Here is an 18,488-nt window from a genome sequence, read left to right on the forward strand (position 1 = left end):
TCCTTTTCAAGCATTTGGATGCCAGAGAAAATGTCCTTTTATAACCGTCTCATTCTATTTCCTTGTGATATTTCAATGTGTACTTGATGGGTGGTCCCGCCATCTAAACCGTTTACTCGAGAAATAGTCAACTCTGTTTCAATACGGGCTACTTTTGTTTCGTGCCCTTGAAGGGAAACGGTGTAAGGAGCATTTTCAGTCTTTTTTTGTTTCGGACAATTACTCGATTATCTTTCATCATTGAGCTATTTCTTCATGCACTTCTTCTTCATTTGTTTTCTTCGGCAAACTTTTAACCAAACGCACAATAATCCAGCCCATCAAAATAGAACTGATAACGAGCACAATCGCATTCGGAAGGGCTTTATCATATAGTTCTGAGCTATTCATAATGCCCCACTTTGGCCAGGTCGGTGCGACATACATCCAGATCACGGCAATAGAATTATTGATAATGTGCATTAAAATCGGAATCAATAAATTGCGTGTTTTCAAATACAACAAGGAAGTGATCACTCCAAAGATAAATGCCCCGACAACATCTGCATGCAACAGACCAAACAGAATACTGGAAATGAGGATTCCGCCCCACATCGACGTTTTCTTCATCATGCGATGCAACAAAACGCCACGGAAGATAAACTCCTCAGCGATGGGTCCAATAATGGCTATACTGACAAGTGAAATCACTAAATAAATCGGGTTTTCCGGCATCGGAATTGGCTCCAACAGAAAATCCACAAACCCAGGAAAAATGGGATACAAGGCAAACAATTGAAGCCAAAATACACTTATTGAAAACGCGATGGAAATCAAAACAAATCCAATTAAACGAGGAAGCCATTCAATGGTTCCTTCCTTGAATACCACTTCACGTACAGACCGACCTTGTTTTCGGAAATGATATCGGAAGAACAGAATGGGTGCTGCTATATACAAAATCAGCGTAATTCCTGCTTCCACAAAATTATCATTGTATGGAAGGAAAATAGCCCCAATCCCAAATACCACCATCAACAAAATACTCAAACCAAACAAATGACGCGTCTTCATCTCTTCAAACATTCGCTCAACCCCAATCAAATTCTACATACTTATACGCAACTGGAAGGAAATGGTTTCGGATTATTGAGAAAATCCTACTGGCTGCGATAATACATCTCTTTTTCGTCTATCGGAGTATATGCTTCTTACAAGATACACGATGATGAGAATCAATAATAATAAACTAACCACGAGAAATGTGCTTTTCAGGACAACGTTCACATATAAATCATCCGAGCTGACTAAGAAAAGGGTTTCTATCCATGAAGGAAAGAAGAATTCTTGAAATAAAGTGAAGCCGTTATGTACGATGTGAATCAAGATCGGAATGAACAAATTTTTTGTCTTCAAATAAATCAGTGAGGCAAGGATGCCAAAGATGAAAGTAGCTAGCATCTTTTCGGCTTGCATATGGATTGCTGCAAAAGCCAAACTCGAAATTAAGATACCGGCCCACATATTCGTTTTCTTGATGAGGCGGTTCAACAAAAGTCCCCGAAAAACGAATTCTTCTGCGATTGGTCCCGTTACCGTCGTCACCACCATGGAGACAATCAAGAATAGGACAGTTTCATTAGAGGGTTCAATGATAAATGGGTCTAATTGAAAGAAAGAATCTTCTATCACTAAATAGACCCAAAACGTTGTAAGTGAAAATGTATTGAAAATAAGCGCAATTGCTAGCACTGATAAGAATGAAGTATCCACATTTCTGTCTGAAACAACAGTCCGGAGTGGAGATTTATATCGATAAAAGTAATAGCCAAAGAACAGCAACGCAACCAATTCAAAAGAAACGAAATCTGAAATAATGCGTTTGTAGTTTTCAGGAATGTCATACAACGATAAAATCCATTCCACTGAGAGAGCAAAAACAATCATTAAGACAACAAAAATCCGGATTTTCATTTCTTTAAACATCCTGTTCCTCCTCGCAAGAGTAAACCTGATTGTATTCGGAAGCATCCAAAATCTCTTCTGTTTGCCCCCACATAGACAATTTGATTTTCAGATAAAAGGTTTTATCATTTGAACGAACATAAACCGCATAGTAGCCATCTTCTTCTCCATATATGCCAGCTCGGATATCGTTCAGGCAGTCGCCTCCATAAGTCTCTTCTATAAATGCAACGGACAATTCCTTCGCTTTCCATTCATGAAGCAGACCGTGCAAGCTGAAAATGAATCCCACAATAGAAATTATAAGAAATGCTATCGCAATACGTTTTTTCACCCGAACACCATCCTTATATATATATATCGAAATTTCCTTATATGATTTATTCTAACATTTATTTACAGCTAAAAATTAAAAAAACCATCCCTGGCACAGTAATGCCATATAGGGATGGTTTTTTGTCTTTTATTAGCTGCGCCGATACTTCTGTACAAACGGAAGAAGGAGTAAAGAAATAATTCCTAGTGACACTACTAATAAAAAAGCGTAGCCATAAGGTAAATGCCACTGCCACCCTAAATAGAAACCAAAAAAGTACATCGGTAGAACAAGCACTACAGCTGCTACAATTCTTGAAAGGAAGGTAATCCGGTGTTCAGTGCCGCATTGGCTGCATTGAATTGGTTTATACATAAAGATATTTGATTTAAATATTTTGCCCCAGCTGAATCGATGATGGCATTTAAAGCATTTCTGTAACCCCATGTCTTTACCCTCCTCAATCAACCTGATCACTTCTTTTTTTCTTATACGCAAATGGGGGAGAAATGGTTTCGCTTTACTTATAAATAAAAATTATTGACACTTTTAACTTAAAAGTTAATAATTCATTCAAGAGGTGATGAATTTTGGAATTAAATTCACAAGATTTTGGTGAACGACTGAAAGAAATACGCATTCAACACGGGCTTTCTATGTTGGCACTTGGGAAAGACATCGGTACTTCCGCTAGCCGCATCAAGAGTTGGGAAAGCGGTGAGAGTGTGCCTTCTGCAAACTGGATTGTGGCGATAGCTGAACGATTCAACATTTCAACTGATTTATTACTAATAAATAGTCCTTTAAAGCAATTGGAATGGTCACAAGAAATGTACAAAATAAGCGAATCAGCCACAACTTTTAATTTCGTGAGTGAACCTGAAGAGCAAGTCCACTCTCAGTTAAACTCTTTCGTCAGTTCAAGTAGAACAGATGTTGAATGGGAAGACATCATGAACGGGACATCAACTCAAGATGACCTTTCAATAGAAGATTTTTTTCCAGGGAAATCACAAAAAAAACGATACCTGGACCAACTAACATCCCTATATTCTAGACTTACCACACAGGATTTATTGGAACTGTATACATTGGCAGAAGTGAAAGCAAGGAATAAACGATGATCAAACGAGTCGAATTTACAGTAGAAGACACAAAACCAAATATTGTAGCACCTTCATCTTACGATCCAAATCCAGAACTTGGCTTAACAAAACACAATCAATTGGAAAATGTGCTCGTGAAGCACTACTCACAACTTCGAATAAAAGAGGGCTGGACATTTAAAGGGGAATCCTTTTGTGAAGGCATGGGTGGATACGGAAAAGTGGAAGGCTGGAACATCGAAGATACGGAACAAGTCGAACCGATGAGTCTAATTCAAGGAGATGGTTCGCCATTCTCTTACTTACAAGCGGCAATGCTATACCGTGACATCGACGAATTCGGTCGTTTCTGGCACAGCACACAATGGGGAGTGGAAGAAGTGTTGGATCAACATCTTGCCTTGGAAAAAGGGATTATCCCTTACGAAGATGAAGAACTTGAAGAGGACCGATGGACATTCAAAGGAAAGAAACCTGTGAACTGGAATCCTAGCTATACCGAGAAAGATGGCATCGTTAAAATTACCTATTATTCACTAAATCCAGTACATATCGAAACGTTGATTTACAATGTGCATACGTTTGATAAAGGGAGCTATATGCAGACTTTAAGGACGAGAAAGGTTGGTTCAGGGCAAACGGGGATAATTTTTTAAGGTGAAGTTAAAGTTATTGGTTGATTTTGTATAGAAAAATGCGCTTGGAAATGTATCTCTAAGCGCATTTTTTTGACTGTTTTTTTTACTAAAGCACCCGTTAGTTGAACAAGACTTATTGAAGTGTTGACATATACAGCGAATCAGGAGGAGACATCGTAATGAAAGTCATAAAGACAATTGTGTAATGTGCAACGTTGAAATCGACTTAGAAAGTACGGGATATCATTTAGATTCGGAAGAAGGCGTTTGGTGTATGAGTTGTGCTGAACAAGAATCGGATCATTGACATAAAATGCGAATAAGAAAGAGGGGTTTGAATTTGTTGAAATTCTTAGTTGTTTCGTTATTGATTGTTTCTTATATAGATACAATTCGGATTGCCAAACCTTCAAAAAACCAAGTTAAAGGGGTTCATTACGATGCTCTTTGGGCATCTATTCACACAATGGCGTATGGTTTGGCGGTAGCATTTATTTTATTTGACGTATAACAGTATTTAATTAGTTCGCAGTTCAACCATACTACGCTTATTCAACTAACCTGCCCCGTTAGTTGAATAAGAAAAACGAATTAATTCACAATGTTATAATTCATCAGTTCGAATTTTGTACATGGTCATAAAAATAATCCATCCTTTTTCTCAATAGATGTTTCCATAACTTATCTAATAGTTTGACTATATAATATTCCTTTTAATTAATATGAGAATGTCTCATAATAGGATTTAGGGACTATTTAAAAGTAGATAATAAAAAGGAGATTGTGCCTATGAATCTATTTAGTTACGAACTAACAAGATTAGTTGATGATTATTTCAAGTGTGACTGTCCTAAACTGAAGGCTCAGATACGTGAAGATATTCAATTGTTAACTGATGCTTTTATACAAACCGAAGAAAACAAACAACTTATATAATAATCCAGTTTGCCTCACACTTCCTTTTATGATGACAGTAAGCATTATGGTGAGGGCAAACCACCCATGTAGAATTATAAGGTTTTGAATAAAAACCTAAATTATCGAATCGTATTACGCTTACTTCCTTTTCCCCAAGAATTTCAGGTCCTTTTTCAACATTTCCTTGTTCAACTAACCTGCCCCGTTAGTTCAATAAGAAAAGAGCTGCTTAAGCAACCCGATGAACTTCAACTAAAGCACCGGTTAGTAAAAATATATATTGCTTTAGTTAAAGACTTTTTATATATTTCGTAACATTCCCCATACAGCAACTTCCTTGAGGATTATTTACCTCACACCCGCATCTGCCTGCTTTTACATTTACTCGAATGTGTTCTAAAGGTTTAGGAGAAAGTTCTTGTTCTTCATACTTCTTAATTTTCTCTTTTGTCCATCTAAAGCAATAGCAAACTGGTACTGTGGAAGAATCGTCTTTTTGATGCACAGATACCTTTACATCTGACTTAAGGTACAATTTTTTCTCTGTATCAAAATAGACAACATCACAATCTTTTGTTGAACAAAAGTAATGAGTCAAACTCGGATTCAAAGAATCTAAAACTGATGGTTTAAGCATTGATTTCAACGTAATAATTTTCAACTTTTTCCCTTTGGTATTACAAGATGGACAAAGCTCAGTATCATTACTTTCATTAATTTGTTCTTTTGAAGCACAACAATCTGTCATTTCTACACCTTCCCTTTTAGCTCTCTGAACCAAATGCATCTTAATGCAACAAATAATCCGATCCAAGTTTAGGCGCTGCACTTTTTAAGAAATAAAAGAGCTACGTCTACTTTCGTTGTCTTTTTTTGACTGTCGGTAACTTTAATTTTCATGGGAGTTGAAGATAGGAAGGACATAACCACATTTCCAGTAATCTTCCTGTTGTTTAGGTTTCTTTATAAACATTATGCTGAAAATTCCTCTTTTAACTTTACTCCGTAATACCGCATTGCTTTCAAATTTCCTTCGTATTCAAATATTTCTAGTTCGATTAAACAACGCAAGCGGTATTCGAGCCATTCGTCCCCTGTATATTGCTCCATATGCCCTAAAGCTTCGCCAATAACACGTGCAGCCTTTATAAAACCAGGGTATTCAAGTTCTTCATTTAGTCTTTTTGCGCAAGTAATGATTAAGTCATCATCTCTGGTTAGCACATTATAATGCCATAATTGGTGGTCTGCACATGTGCGAAGTAAAGATTGGTCATTATTAAGAAGGTTCTTGCCTTCTTCGCATAAACTTGTTCGTCTAATGTCTTTTAGGGGATGTTGCTTATATTGCTCATAAAAACAGGATAATCTCTCACTCGGAAGTTCGCCAGTTGCTTTCGGGTAATCTTCTTCATATGGATGCAAATCATACAATTTATGAAAAGCCGTATAAGTATTTATTACAAAGATTGTGTTCAACTTTCCTTTTAGCAGTGCAAGGACTATCCGTAAGCCTGTTTGTTCGTGTGCATTATTACAAGTCCAAATAACAATATCCTGAACTTGTGGAATGGCTTTGATTCTATCCACTGAATCAATCATTCTTAGCATAGTAACATCACGCTCATTGCCCTCATCCCGGTAACGCTCTTTAAACCAATGAAAACGTGCCTGCATTCCTTCTTTTGTATGTATATTTTTCACAGGACCAACAGATAAAATATCTGGTAATACAATGATTTCCTCTGTCTTTTCATAAGGTGTATTTCGAAACGCAGCACGTAAGCTCCCAGCTGATGATTCACCAAATATAATATGTACCGTTTGTGCTTGAATCTTATCTATTTTCTTATTACCATCCGTCATTAACGTTCTCTGCAATTCTTCTATATTCTCCAATATCCGCACCCCCGTATTTTATAGTAACTAGTTGATTACTCAATTTATTTTATCTTCTTCTAAAATTTTTACTCAAACCTTCTTATTGAAGTAAAGCACCAGAATAAGACTTCAGTTAGATTTATTTGCTTTTAAAAAATTCACCATTTCAATAAATGCTTTTTCTGTGGATTCTAAATTATATTTTGGAGAGTAAGGATCACTAAATCCGTGTTGTCCGGAATATTTATGTACCTCGATATTCTTTTTATCTAAAATTGATATTAACTCATCTACATTAAATGATGGTTCTTCTTGCGGAAAGAAAAGCATAGTAGGACATCGAGGAGATATTTCCTCATAATTCCTAATACGCGAACCATAGTATCCAACTATTCCATCGACACACTCTTCTTCACTACACAACCAGGAAACAGTTGCCCCTATGCTAAATCCAATGATAAATATTTTTTTATAGTTGTTTTTAGCTTCTGATAATATATCTCTTATTTTATTTGAAGCGTCAGCGAAACCTATGTTCTCCATAAAATTACGATAAGCAACTTCCTCCTGAGAATAATCAAAAGGTGTTTCTCGTTTTAATAAATTTGGGCAAATGACATCAAAACAATCTTCGGATATAATTTCACAAAAACTCTTCATATGTTGGTTGATACCATAAATTTCGTGTACCACAATGATTAGAGTATCAGACTTATTTTGGATTTTAATCATTCTGTACCTCCCTCGGTAGTTAATACCACTTCTGTAATGTGTTTATCAACAACCCCCATTAGTTCATCAAGAAAATATGCTGCTTAAAGCAGCCAGAGGATATTCAACTAAAGCACCCGTTAGTTGGATAAGCCAGTGTTTTACTCTTGATTGTGAAACTCAATTTTATAATCCGTTGTAATATAACCATTAAAGTTTCTACCATAAATTTCATTCATCAATGAATCTGCCCATACATCAGCTTCAAGCATTGTTTCAAAAACCAGATCTTCAACTAACCAATTAATATTCACAGAATTTCACTTCCTCATATTTCAATCCGTAATATATATACTTATTGGACGAACCTGCCCCATTTTAGTTCAATAAGAAAAAATGCTTTACTTCTTCTTGAAGTAAAGCACCCGTTAGTTTAAGTGTAATTTTTCACAATATTTCAGTGGAAAATAGAAATTCTCATTTATTACTACTTCACAAAAAATGCGATAATACCTATAACAATACACAAAATTCCACTTAAAAATTGTCCTATACCCGAAGCTTGTCCCATTAGTATAAAATTGAATAAGTTTTTATTTTTTCGATTTTTTCCAAATAAACCATCGTCTGTTTTCATACGATAAAGACCCCAAACCGTTAAAACTATCCCAAAAATAAATAATATAAAAATCACTTTCATTCCTCCGTTGTTTGTTTAATATGTGTATCTTAATGAAATGTATTATTTGTCATCCTCATCGAAAATAAAAGTTTCTTCAATTGATAAATTAAAAACTGAAGCTATTTTATACGCAAGTAGCACAGATGGATTATACTTTTGTTTTTCTAATGAAATGATTGTTCTAGAAGATACACTTACTCTATCAGATAATTCTTGTTGCGTTATTCCATATTCTAATCGCAATTCTTTTACTCTATTTTCCATAAATCCTCCTGATTAAAGAAAATGATTGTAATACTTTCTAGACCCCTTTTCAATAATTATTAAAGATATTAAGACAACAAATAATGCAGTATTTGTTGGGATTACCACAAAATTAGTTAAAAACATAAGAATAAAAATTTCGGATATCAGAATATACAAGGAAAAGCGAGCAACTTTTCCATCAATTAAAGCATCTCTTTCGTCATATTCCTTAGCTAATTCCTTTTCTAGTGATATATTCTTACGGGATTTAATGTAAGAAATTGTTGAGTACAACAAAATTATTCCACCTAAGAATACTATGATATAGCCAAAATTAAATCTTACTGATGTATCGAAAATTATTTGAATGATTCCCAATATAATCATCAAGGTTGAGACTACAAAACGCTGTATGAATAGATTTTTCAATTATACCTCTCCTAACCAACTTATTCTCCTGAAGTGAAGTTAACTTCATGTGAAGTTGATTTCATATTAACCTTTTTCAAAACAAATATCAATCATTAAATATTGGTTCTTTAAATGACGGACATGGAGTCGGAAGTGATCAATCATTTAATGAAAACAATCGATGGTTTATCAATGATGGGTTGTCGTACAGTAATCACAAGATTAAGATCAGATGTCGTAAGAAAAATGCTGTCTCTTGGCATCAAATTCGATAAAGACACCAAAACATTCGGGACGTTACAACAAGCATTGAATATCTATTTAGTCAGTCCGGTTAACGTAGAAGCGAAACCATTACCCTAATAAGGAACGAGCTGAGCGAAGGAACATTTCGCAGGCTCTTTTTTCAGGGAATTATTGGCTTATGGCGATTGTTTTGGTTAAATCAAAAGAGGAGTAAAAGAATTTAAAGGATGAATGGGATTAAAGCATATCGATATCGCCAGTCAGGATAAAAAGGGGATACAATGAATGAAAAAAATAATGGTAATTGGAATTTCAGCAGGAGCAGGGAAGTCAACATTTGCCCGGAGATTAGGGGAAGCCTGGAACCTCCCCGTTTATCATTTAGATACGCTATTTTGGAAGCCTAACTGGGTGGAAGCGTCTTTGGAGGAATTTTCAAAAGCCCAACAGGAAATCGTTACTCAAGATCAATGGATCATGGAAGGGAATTACAGCAATACATTCGACATTAGAGCAGCACATGCCGATACCATTATCTATTTGGAACTTCCACTTCACGTGTGTCTCTACCGGGTCGTGAAGCGTTCGCTGATGAACCTGGGGAAAACCCGGCAGGATTTGGGGGAGGGGTGTAAGGACAAACTCGAATGGGCATTCATTAAGTTTATCCTCACAACTTATTATCCCCGAAAGCGAAATATGGACGAGCGTCTTCAAAGCTTCCAAGCAATAGGTCCGGCCAAGAAAGTAATTACATTGAAGAGTAAAAAAGAAATTCAATCGTATATAGAAAAAGTATGCGGCTATGCGCATTCGTAAAGTCCTTACTAACTGAATACAGCACTTTTGGATTACGAAAGAATGGTCACTCAATTTACAAAGAAGAAGCAGCTGAAGATGCAATTTCAGCTGCTCTTCACTTTCTGACAAAGAAACGAGCTCCTCTGAAAACCCAAAAGCAGTGATTTCCCCTAATAAGGTTCTTCTGGAAGGGGTATTAGAATATCCTTTAAAGATAAGACTGAATATTCAATCAGTATTAAACGAAGCTAAAGCGTTTCACATTACCGATGGGAAAGGGAGTGGAGAACGATGGAATGGTCCTACTGGAAAGTCATTATGAGATACGGCCACGTGGGCTTACGGAAAGAAGTAAGCGTAGCACGACACTTAATCAAGCCTGCAGATTTCACCTTACTGGATGTCATGATAGACGCCCAACACATGCCAGGAGTAAAAGCAAAGGGCATTTTATCGGCACGACGCATTACACAGGAAGCCTATATAATTGGGAGTCGTGAAGAAGCCGAGAATTTCTATTTGCAAAAGTTAAAAACGTTTAGTCGAATGAGCAGTTGAGCAAACTTCTAAGAAAAGGTAAGAGTTTCTGCCTAGCTATGGTAGCGCCTGGCTGCACCAGTACCGAGTGTATGAAAGAGGGACGATTGAAGTGACCATGTCACTTAATCGTCCCTCTTTTTCGTACTGGAAATTTACGAGTGCATCTGTCGCTCCCCAAGAACCTTTATTCGCGAGTATCGGTCTTGGTAACGAAAGAAGGAAAACTTACTCAATAAAAAGGAAGTAGCAAGATGCAATTTTGGCTACTTTGATAGTTTATATCACTATATCTACATTTCCATCATTTTCAATCCAAAGTTTTGATGTGTAACACTTTTGTTTATTTAGCTCTTTGAAATATGTAAACCTGTAACGGTTTGCTTGTTGTTCATTAAATCCTAAAACCTTCATGCAAATACAACACTAAAAACCACTTCATCAGATGAATGATGAAGTGGTTTTTTAGTTGGATTCGACTATTGATACGGCTTTTTTCTCGAAATGGGTATGCAAGCGATACTCTCAAATCTGTCGAGTCCATTCATAGACAATCGAGCGATCTTCAGGAGCGATATCGAAGTTTATTTTAAACAATTTGTCTTCAAAGGTGATTAAGTTTTTACTTGATCCACCCCACATCGTCATAGGCATTCTTTGAATGAGTGATACCACTTTGCGTTCATTGTACACTTCCATTTCCTTGCCTTGTTTATCGCTGAAATCGATATTCTTCCGGTACGATTTATCCGTCAGGTAATGATGGAAACATTTTGCTGCATCAATCGCTTGAATGGGTAAGAACCAATCATCTTCACCTCGTGCCAGCAGACATCTGAGCCACCCCATTTTATAGTTCTTCGTCATACCCGTACGTTCAGCCTCGAGAAAACATTCTTCATAATTTTGAAGTACCTGTAACTCTTTCTCGTTTGATTTCCACTTCATGTTGAGATGTATCTAATTCGGTCATTGTATATTTCTTTTTGCCTGCTTCAATAATTGCTGGTATTCAGTCTCGGACTAGTTTGTTGTATGATTAGTCTTTTTTCAAAATGGTTTCTTTTTGTTTGCTGTTAAATAAGGTTTTCCAAGTTACTTTTAATCAAACTTTATTCCAAACCTACATTTGTGTAATTTTCAATAAACACAACAATAATTTACACGATATTCACAGAAAATCAATAATGATTGTGTATTATTTTTTTATACATAGGTAATTTGTGTGGGTGTGTTTATATTTTATGCTGTTTTGAGGTGGCGTCTATTGTCACGTATTCCCCCTATTCTGGGAGGTTTCAAAATATCGGCGTACCAGGATTAAAGCATCGTTTCAGTTTAATGAGAACAGTAGAAGGAGAAAATCAAGGTTCCAATATTGGAAACGAAAGGGGGATTTCCGTGACGAAAAATCTCATCTCATCCCGATCGATGTAAGGATGCCCACCATCCTTGTAAAGAGGGGCGACCTTCTCCAGCACAATGGAGTCGTCGACATGATCGATATAATCAATGAGTTCCGCATCAAAGTTTCACTACGGTTTTGTTTTTTACTCAATTTTACAAGCTTTTTGAACAGACTCTTAAAATACTTAAAATATGGAGGTTTTCTGTAATGAAAAGAATTTTATCCATTACCCTCGTATTAACGATGATATTCGTTATGTTATCGACCACCGTAGGCGCATCAGACGCCAAAATTGTCAAAATCGACAATATGCAGCCGGTTTACGGTCAAACGATCACCGCCAGTGTAATCATGAATCAAGGTTCAATGGGCAAAAATCTAACATTTCAATGGCAAGTACAGGAATCACGTATAAGCGATCAATATATTAATGTGAAATCGGGTGGTACATCCAAAAGCTACACCGTAACGTTAAATGATATTGGTAAAAAATTGCGCGTTGTAGTTGGTTTACCATCAAATGGTGATAGAAAAACTTCATTGCCCACGAACGCAGTATTAAATGCCAATTCCCTTATTGCATCGATGAAATTCGATAATAATTTAAAGGACGATGCAAATCAAGAGAACTTGGAAGCGAAAGGAAATTATAGTTATGTAGACGGTGTATTACCTGGGACGAAAGCTCTGCACTTAGAAAACGGAGACGGCAATTATGTCGGTACAACGCATAGCTTGAATTTTGGTAATGACAGTTTTACCACATCCTTCTGGTATAAGGGTGACACTAACAATAATCAGGTAATATTATCAAACAAGGATTTTACTAAGAGCTCTAACGAAGGCTGGGCGATTTATACATCAGCCAATTCGGTCAATATGAATTTAGGATTCCCGACCACATCAGTAAAATTTGGGCGAGACACGTTTAACGCTTCCGATTGGCGTTACGTGACATTTGTTGTAGACAGAGATAAAATGCTCGGATCGTTGTATATTGATGGTTACAAAATGACTGAAACTTCGCTGGGGATCGGATCTTTAGATACATCGAACCCATTAAATATAGGTAGCGACGGATTGGGCAAACATGGCGATAATTCATTCGATATAGCTGATCTGAATGTTTGGAAAGGTGCATTTAGCAGTGATGTAGTTCAAGCTAATTATAAGAGTTACGGTGTAAATAAAGTAGATATGAAAGCACTTAACGACACAATATCAGAAGCAAATACACTAATAGCAGACGGTCTCGGCAAAGGCTTCAGCCAAACCGATTTTGATTATTTGAAAAAGGTTTTGAATACGGCAACTACGGTTGCAACAACGCAAAATGTAAAATTATATACACAGGAAACCATCAATTATTACAAACGTGAACTAAGCAGCGCCATCTTCATCTATGAAAAAAGCAATAAAACATTAACTCCCGCTGGTTTAAATGTGATTATAGACAGCGACCCTGAAGTCGGTGATGATCCCGGAGTAATTGATGCTAGAGTAAAAATGTACACAAAAGAACTGAGCTTATTCCCACAGGCCGACGTAATGTTTATTCCTGGCGACATTACCGGCCAAGATAATGATGTGGCTATGAAAGGTATGCAAAAAATACACACTCAACTTACAAATGAGGGTAAGTTGAAAAATACGAAATGGTACATGGTAAGAGGCAACCATGATGGGGCCGGTTCCCAAAATTTTATACCTATCGGTTCGGCGGGCGCGTGGAACCCCTCAACGAATTCATATGAAAACCATTTCTATAACAGTGCTTATAGGGTGAATGTAAAAGGATATAATTTTGTGGGTTTTGACGGAAATATTAACAGCAGCAGTACGGTGGGAAAAGCCACCAATCTCCTCAACCAAATTAAAAATGAAGCGGATTACGATCCAACCAAACCCATATTTGTATCTTCTCACTTCCCTATAAGCGGAACCGTGTGGAGTGAAAGATGGAGCAGCCCGGCAAGTAATAGTGTAGGTAAATATATTGCCGACAATAATTTTTCGCAGGTCGTATATATGTCAGGTCATACGCAATACGACCCGACCGACGAACGTTCTCACTATCAAGGTGCGGCTACGTATATCGACAGTGGTGCGAGTTCATATTCCAGTTATATTGATGACGGTCCATACGGCGGATATATAGAAGGCTCGTATATCAATTATCTTACAACACCTAGGATCGTGAATTTCTTAGAGGTTTACGGTTCAAAAATGATCATCAAACAGTATAATTTATCTACAGATGAATATGTAGGGACACCTTCTGTAAAAATCGTTGGCGAAGGCAAAGATGCCTTTACCTATAGCAGGAAGGATACAAGAGAACTCATAGCTCCGCAGCTTGATGAGGGTTCTATTAAGGTAGATTACTTGGACTTCAATAACAACGGAGTTGGTTTTACATTAAAGCAAGCAACTGACAATGTGCGTGTTATGGAATATAATATTCAACTTATCAACAAGCTCACCGGGAAAGTGGACAAATCGTTTAACAGCCTTTCGATGCCGATGGAGAAACCATACGAGGTATACAAGAAATATAAGGTTACAGGTTTGTCGCCGAATACGCCATATAAAATCAGGGTATTCGCCGACGATTCCATGTATAACCGTTCGTCGCAGGACATTGACATTTTGGCTCAGAATATTAATTTAAACAGCATCACTGCGCCTGCTGACGCAATAGATGTGGCATTCGGAGCGGCGAAGACAGCGGACGCCCTTGGATTGCCAAAGTCAGTATCCTTGGTTACCGATGATGCAATCAGAGTGGATGCCGAGGTGACATGGGATGTAGATGCTTCAAACTATGATCCCAATGTAGCGACTCCACAGACCTTCAATGTAAATGGAACTGTAACTTTGCCAACTATAGTAACAAATCTCAATAACGTGCCTCTGACAACAAGCATTAGAGTATTTGTTAATAAGTTATCAGTGTCGACCGCTACAGCTACTGCTACCGCTTCATCATATGCCAATGACCGTTATCTGCCCAACAAAGTGCTCGATGGCATCAAAGGGGGGGAACCGGGTGTTGGCGAATGGACGGGGGCCAGTGGAGATCAGGGTCGATGGATCCAGGTGAATTGGCCGACGAATCAAACGATCAACAGTATTACCTTCTATGATCGGGCAAACACAGGCGACTGGACGAAAGGCGGAACACTTACCTTCAGCGACGGAAGCACTGAGACGGTTTCAGGAATCCCGAATGACGGGAGCGGTTATTCTGTACATTTCCCTACCAGGAAGGTGACATGGGTCAAATTCCAGTTATCCGGTCAGGGAAATATCGGTTTGTCGGAAATGGAATTTTCGTGGATTGTTCCCGATGGGGTACCTTTGAATCTCATGAGCATCAAAGCGCCTGCTGACATAACAAAGGCAATCGGAACGGCGAAGACAGCGGACGCCCTTGGATTGCCAAAGACAGTATCCATGGTTACCGATGCATACAGTTTGGATGCCAATGTGACATGGAATGTAGATGCTTCAAACTATGATCCCACTGTAAAGACTGCACAGACCTTCACTGTTAATGGAACTGTAGCTTTGCCAAAAGGGGTGGCAAATCCCAATAACGTGCCTTTGACAACAAGCATTAGAGTAAGTGTTAATAAGATCCCTCAGTCTCAAATGACGGCAACGGCGACAAGCGAGGAAACGGGTAAAGATATCGCATCCAATGCGATCGACGGAAACCCACAAACGATATGGCATACCAAGTGGAATAAATCCGACGTTCTCCCTCAATCGATTACCTTAAAACTTGGAGCAACTTTCCCAATCGGTAAAGTCACGTATTTGCCAAGGCCAGGAGGCGGCAACGGAAATATTACAGGCTATAACATGTATGTAAGTAAGGATGGAGTGACCTTTACTAAAGTTGCAAGCGGAACTTGGGCAAACGACAGTGCGGAGAAAGTAGTAACTTTTGATCCGACAGATGCATTATATGTCAAGCTCGAAGCAACGGCGGGTGTTAACGGCTTTGCATCTGCTGCGGAGATTAATGTCTTTGAAACAGAAACTGTAAAGAATTAGCTTCTAACTTAAAAGAATTTATTGAACGCTGGACACGGTGAATTAAGGAAAGACCATTACAAGTGAGGATTGGCACATGGTTAAAGATGCAGATATCAATCATAACGACAAGATTAATTTTGCAGATTTAGTTTGGATCGCCAATAAGATTTTGCAATAGCACCAGATAATAAGGAGAGAAAAGTAAATCTTTTCTCTCCACTTTCTATGAAATGAGGTCCCATTATGATTCGACGTTCATTCCTGTCAGTGTTTATCATCTTATTATTTTTTGGAACTGCCACAACTTCGCTTGCGCATTCCATAAATATGAATTACTCGGATTTAAACATTGAAGGGAACGAGATTCTCTATGATCTTTTTATTGAACAGACAGACTTGTTTCCACAATTCGGTACTGACTTGGATAATCTGGTGAACGATGAACTGGCCTCGCAAAAAATCGAATCCTATCTACAGAAAGGTCTTCGCATAGATTCGGATTCGAAGCCCTTAACGATGGAATTGGTTTCGATGAACATGGCGCAAAAGGGTGCCGTAAGAGGCATGGAAATTCAACTGACGTTTATCGCCGATGAAGAAATTGAACAATTTAATCTTCATTACGATCTGGTGTTTGACGATGCGCCTGCTCATACGAGTGTACTCATGGTCCATGCAGGGGAATATTTTCAGCAGGATATGATTGATAGCACTAATAGAGATATTCTGATCAACCATCCCCAGGACCATCCCCAGGATCAACCCCAGCCTGAAACTGGATCCGTCCTATGGAAATACTTTGTACTTGGAATCGAACACATTTTGACCGGGTACGATCATTTGCTGTTTTTGTTATCCTTAGTATTAATCGCATCTCGCTTCAAGGATGCGTTGAAAATTGTTACTGCTTTTACAATCGGCCACAGCATAACACTATTCTTGGTGGCCACCGACCGTATTCAGGTCAGTTCGCATTGGGTCGAAGCCTTGATTGCCCTGACGATCTGTTATGTGGCAGTGGAAAATATGTTTGTTCAAAAGGCGAAATGGCGGTGGCTTTTGACTGCCTTATTTGGCCTGATTCACGGCATGGGCTTCGCCGGGGCTTTGGCCGAAACGGGACTTCCAAAGGGCAATCTGATTGGCTCACTCCTTTCGTTTAATTTAGGTGTGGAAGCTGGCCAGCTCATGTTCCTATGCCTATTACTTCCCGTCTTGCTATGGCTGCGAAGGTTCCCATGGTATCGTAAAATGATGATCTCAACGTCTTGCCTTATTTTTGTGCTGGCATTTTATTGGTTGATTCAAAGATTGTAATTAGGCCATGTATTGATCAATACGAGAGTTAGCGGTATTTTTGCTAGCTCTTTTTTATTATTGCGTGTCTAACCAAGTCAGGCACAACTAGCTGGTAAAGTCCGGTCGAGGTAAGAGCCTAGTCGCCTCGTAGCTGACAGGCAGCTCGTGAAGAGATCATATCTGATCGGGGTTCACGATACTTACTGTCATAATCTGTTGAGGCGTTTTACCGCTTGCCAGCCCCAATGCAATAACCCCACCTGCGGAATTACCTAAAGAAGTTACCATTTAATTTCTTATAACCTCGCATAAAAATGTTCATTTTCTAAATAATGTCTCAACACCTCATTCACATCCTCTTCATATTCATCTACTACACTAAAGGTGCAAGCTCAAATCCAAGGAGGTCCTACATGAGTCAAACACGTTTGAAGAAGAAACCCCTACCTATCGCAATCCTTTCGTTTTTAGCCATCAGTGGAGTCGCTGGAACCAAAAATGAAAATTGCGGTTTAAAGGAGAGTCATTAACGTGGAAATTCAACGAAGACCTTGGAAAAAAATTCTTTTATCCGATTTATAGACTTCTTAAGTAAGTCCACTCAAAGCGCCGAAGCAAAGAGAGTTTCTCAATTAAATTCATCACACACACCTTGGAGTTAACTAAACGAAATTTTTGACTTACGCGGTAGGTTAGTTGAGGTGAAAAACTTGGATATTATTCGGCTTGTATGTCTTACAAACGCCAAACTGATAAAAAAAATAGGTGTAACCACTTCTGTGATAGCACTCTATATGTTGGCTAATTAAAAATAGAATTCTTGGAAACCCCGTTTCTCTTGAAAAATTTAATAATTGGACCAGTATGAACTGATTTCTTGACAGTTGTTAAACAGGACAGAACAAAGAGAATTTTGGCTGGAATTACCGTTATAGTGTATGTCCCTTGATTTTCTTTGCAACCATAATGATTGAACAGTTTGGTTCAACCCTACAATAAATTTTCCATTTCATATCAGAACATTCGGCTGCCGTAATGATGGGAGCTTTTTCTTATTGATTAATGAAGTCGACAGTTCCTAATTTGGGGGGTATGTCAACCTACTGTGAATACTAGATTTAAAGTCCTTAATGTTTATTTAATAGATCATTTACAAATCTATAATATCTAAGACGTATTTTATTAACAATACAGCTTTAATATATATATTAGTGGGGATAGCTATACATAGTTACGCTTAAATAAGAAGGTACATTCTATGAACTCCTATTAATTAAAGATTTCAATTCAGAAGGACCAT

At 37.9% G+C, this 18,488-nt stretch carries 20 protein-coding genes; 8 read left to right on the plus strand and 12 right to left on the minus strand.

Annotation, left to right across the window (positions count from 1 at the left end):
• Positions 1 to 237: 237 nt before the first annotated feature.
• The 4 genes from AC1DSK_RS13385 to AC1DSK_RS13400 all read right to left on the minus strand — a co-directional run bounded on the left by AC1DSK_RS13385 (position 238) and on the right by AC1DSK_RS13400 (position 2,707).
• A complete protein-coding gene (locus tag AC1DSK_RS13385; protein ID WP_477548274.1) occupies positions 238 to 1,065 on the minus strand; it encodes a lysostaphin resistance A-like protein in 828 nt (275 codons plus the stop codon).
• Positions 1,066 to 1,125: 60 nt separating this feature from the next.
• Complete coding sequence (locus AC1DSK_RS13390; RefSeq protein WP_477548275.1) at positions 1,126 to 1,965, minus strand: lysostaphin resistance A-like protein; 840 nt, start codon at positions 1,963 to 1,965, stop codon at positions 1,126 to 1,128.
• Positions 1,958 to 2,278, minus strand: a complete 321-nt coding sequence (locus tag AC1DSK_RS13395) for a hypothetical protein (RefSeq protein WP_477548276.1) — start codon at positions 2,276 to 2,278, stop codon at positions 1,958 to 1,960. Before AC1DSK_RS13395 ends, AC1DSK_RS13390 begins: the two co-directional genes overlap by 8 nt.
• Before the next feature lie 132 nt (positions 2,279 to 2,410).
• Positions 2,411 to 2,707 carry a TIGR04104 family putative zinc finger protein gene (locus AC1DSK_RS13400; RefSeq protein ID WP_477548277.1) on the minus strand — a complete coding sequence of 99 codons (297 nt, stop codon included), beginning with the start codon at positions 2,705 to 2,707 and terminating at the stop codon, positions 2,411 to 2,413.
• A gap of 143 nt (positions 2,708 to 2,850) precedes the next feature.
• On the opposite strand from AC1DSK_RS13400, the gene AC1DSK_RS13405 reads away from it, so the two are divergent.
• The 3 genes from AC1DSK_RS13405 (at position 2,851) to AC1DSK_RS13415 (ending at position 4,515) form a co-directional block, all read left to right on the plus strand.
• The gene (locus tag AC1DSK_RS13405; protein ID WP_477548278.1) at positions 2,851 to 3,384 is read left to right on the plus strand and encodes a helix-turn-helix domain-containing protein; all 534 of its coding nucleotides are present in this window, start codon (positions 2,851 to 2,853) and stop codon (positions 3,382 to 3,384) included.
• On the plus strand, positions 3,381 to 4,022 hold the full coding sequence (locus AC1DSK_RS13410; protein ID WP_477548279.1) for a hypothetical protein: 642 nt from the start codon (positions 3,381 to 3,383) through the stop codon (positions 4,020 to 4,022). Before AC1DSK_RS13405 ends, AC1DSK_RS13410 begins: the two co-directional genes overlap by 4 nt.
• A gap of 322 nt (positions 4,023 to 4,344) precedes the next feature.
• A complete protein-coding gene (locus tag AC1DSK_RS13415; RefSeq protein ID WP_477548280.1) occupies positions 4,345 to 4,515 on the plus strand; it encodes a hypothetical protein in 171 nt (56 codons plus the stop codon).
• Positions 4,516 to 5,211: 696 nt separating this feature from the next.
• Here AC1DSK_RS13415 and AC1DSK_RS13420 read toward each other — a convergent pair.
• The 7 genes from AC1DSK_RS13420 to AC1DSK_RS13450 all read right to left on the minus strand — a co-directional run bounded on the left by AC1DSK_RS13420 (position 5,212) and on the right by AC1DSK_RS13450 (position 8,871).
• A complete protein-coding gene (locus AC1DSK_RS13420; RefSeq protein WP_477548322.1) occupies positions 5,212 to 5,670 on the minus strand; it encodes a putative iron-sulfur cluster-binding metallochaperone in 459 nt (152 codons plus the stop codon).
• 224 nt (positions 5,671 to 5,894) lie between these two features.
• Positions 5,895 to 6,821, minus strand: coding sequence for a DUF1835 domain-containing protein (locus AC1DSK_RS13425; RefSeq protein WP_477548281.1), 927 nt, complete (start codon positions 6,819 to 6,821; stop codon positions 5,895 to 5,897).
• A gap of 111 nt (positions 6,822 to 6,932) precedes the next feature.
• The gene (locus tag AC1DSK_RS13430) at positions 6,933 to 7,535 is read right to left on the minus strand and encodes a dienelactone hydrolase family protein (RefSeq protein ID WP_477548282.1); all 603 of its coding nucleotides are present in this window, start codon (positions 7,533 to 7,535) and stop codon (positions 6,933 to 6,935) included.
• A 140-nt stretch (positions 7,536 to 7,675) separates the two neighbouring features.
• Complete coding sequence (locus tag AC1DSK_RS13435) at positions 7,676 to 7,828, minus strand: hypothetical protein (RefSeq protein ID WP_477548283.1); 153 nt, start codon at positions 7,826 to 7,828, stop codon at positions 7,676 to 7,678.
• Between the two features lie 173 nt (positions 7,829 to 8,001).
• Complete coding sequence (locus AC1DSK_RS13440) at positions 8,002 to 8,214, minus strand: hypothetical protein (RefSeq protein WP_477548284.1); 213 nt, start codon at positions 8,212 to 8,214, stop codon at positions 8,002 to 8,004.
• Positions 8,215 to 8,256: 42 nt separating this feature from the next.
• Entirely contained in the window at positions 8,257 to 8,460 is a 204-nt protein-coding gene (locus AC1DSK_RS13445) for a helix-turn-helix transcriptional regulator (RefSeq protein WP_477548285.1), read from the minus strand.
• Positions 8,461 to 8,472: 12 nt separating this feature from the next.
• The gene (locus tag AC1DSK_RS13450) at positions 8,473 to 8,871 is read right to left on the minus strand and encodes a hypothetical protein (RefSeq protein ID WP_477548286.1); all 399 of its coding nucleotides are present in this window, start codon (positions 8,869 to 8,871) and stop codon (positions 8,473 to 8,475) included.
• 135 nt (positions 8,872 to 9,006) lie between these two features.
• Here AC1DSK_RS13450 and AC1DSK_RS13455 point away from each other — a divergent pair, with 135 nt between their 5' ends.
• The 3 genes from AC1DSK_RS13455 (at position 9,007) to AC1DSK_RS13465 (ending at position 10,458) form a co-directional block, all read left to right on the plus strand.
• Entirely contained in the window at positions 9,007 to 9,216 is a 210-nt protein-coding gene (locus tag AC1DSK_RS13455) for an STAS domain-containing protein (RefSeq protein ID WP_477598285.1), read from the plus strand.
• Between the two features lie 168 nt (positions 9,217 to 9,384).
• A complete protein-coding gene (locus tag AC1DSK_RS13460) occupies positions 9,385 to 9,918 on the plus strand; it encodes a P-loop NTPase family protein (protein ID WP_477548288.1) in 534 nt (177 codons plus the stop codon).
• A 273-nt stretch (positions 9,919 to 10,191) separates the two neighbouring features.
• Positions 10,192 to 10,458 (plus strand): hypothetical protein, encoded by a 267-nt coding sequence (locus tag AC1DSK_RS13465; protein ID WP_016428693.1) that lies wholly within the window; start codon positions 10,192 to 10,194, stop codon positions 10,456 to 10,458.
• Positions 10,459 to 10,962: 504 nt separating this feature from the next.
• Here AC1DSK_RS13465 and AC1DSK_RS13470 read toward each other — a convergent pair.
• Positions 10,963 to 11,385 carry a hypothetical protein gene (locus AC1DSK_RS13470; protein ID WP_477548289.1) on the minus strand — a complete coding sequence of 141 codons (423 nt, stop codon included), beginning with the start codon at positions 11,383 to 11,385 and terminating at the stop codon, positions 10,963 to 10,965.
• Between the two features lie 667 nt (positions 11,386 to 12,052).
• On the opposite strand from AC1DSK_RS13470, the gene AC1DSK_RS13475 reads away from it, so the two are divergent.
• A complete protein-coding gene (locus AC1DSK_RS13475) occupies positions 12,053 to 15,907 on the plus strand; it encodes a discoidin domain-containing protein (protein ID WP_477548290.1) in 3,855 nt (1,284 codons plus the stop codon).
• A 225-nt stretch (positions 15,908 to 16,132) separates the two neighbouring features.
• Positions 16,133 to 17,206, plus strand: a complete 1,074-nt coding sequence (locus AC1DSK_RS13480) for a HupE/UreJ family protein (RefSeq protein WP_477548291.1) — start codon at positions 16,133 to 16,135, stop codon at positions 17,204 to 17,206.
• The last annotated feature ends 1,282 nt before the right edge of the window (positions 17,207 to 18,488 follow it).

The sequence above is a fragment of the Paenisporosarcina sp. P4_B8 genome, from assembly GCF_056402175.1.

Coding starts and splice junctions, on each gene's coding strand:
- AC1DSK_RS13385 (WP_477548274.1), bottom strand. CDS start 1,065: ATGTTTGAAGAGATGAAGACGCGTCATTTGTTTGGTTTGAGTATTTTG.
- AC1DSK_RS13390 (WP_477548275.1), bottom strand. CDS start 1,965: ATGTTTAAAGAAATGAAAATCCGGATTTTTGTTGTCTTAATGATTGTT.
- AC1DSK_RS13400 (WP_477548277.1), bottom strand. CDS start 2,707: ATGGGGTTACAGAAATGCTTTAAATGCCATCATCGATTCAGCTGGGGC.
- AC1DSK_RS13410 (WP_477548279.1), top strand. CDS start 3,381: ATGATCAAACGAGTCGAATTTACAGTAGAAGACACAAAACCAAATATT.
- AC1DSK_RS13420 (WP_477548322.1), bottom strand. CDS start 5,670: ATGACAGATTGTTGTGCTTCAAAAGAACAAATTAATGAAAGTAATGAT.
- AC1DSK_RS13430 (WP_477548282.1), bottom strand. CDS start 7,535: ATGATTAAAATCCAAAATAAGTCTGATACTCTAATCATTGTGGTACAC.
- AC1DSK_RS13440 (WP_477548284.1), bottom strand. CDS start 8,214: ATGAAAGTGATTTTTATATTATTTATTTTTGGGATAGTTTTAACGGTT.
- AC1DSK_RS13445 (WP_477548285.1), bottom strand. CDS start 8,460: ATGGAAAATAGAGTAAAAGAATTGCGATTAGAATATGGAATAACGCAA.
- AC1DSK_RS13460 (WP_477548288.1), top strand. CDS start 9,385: ATGAAAAAAATAATGGTAATTGGAATTTCAGCAGGAGCAGGGAAGTCA.
- AC1DSK_RS13465 (WP_016428693.1), top strand. CDS start 10,192: ATGGAATGGTCCTACTGGAAAGTCATTATGAGATACGGCCACGTGGGC.
- AC1DSK_RS13470 (WP_477548289.1), bottom strand. CDS start 11,385: ATGAAGTGGAAATCAAACGAGAAAGAGTTACAGGTACTTCAAAATTAT.
- AC1DSK_RS13475 (WP_477548290.1), top strand. CDS start 12,053: ATGAAAAGAATTTTATCCATTACCCTCGTATTAACGATGATATTCGTT.
- AC1DSK_RS13480 (WP_477548291.1), top strand. CDS start 16,133: ATGATTCGACGTTCATTCCTGTCAGTGTTTATCATCTTATTATTTTTT.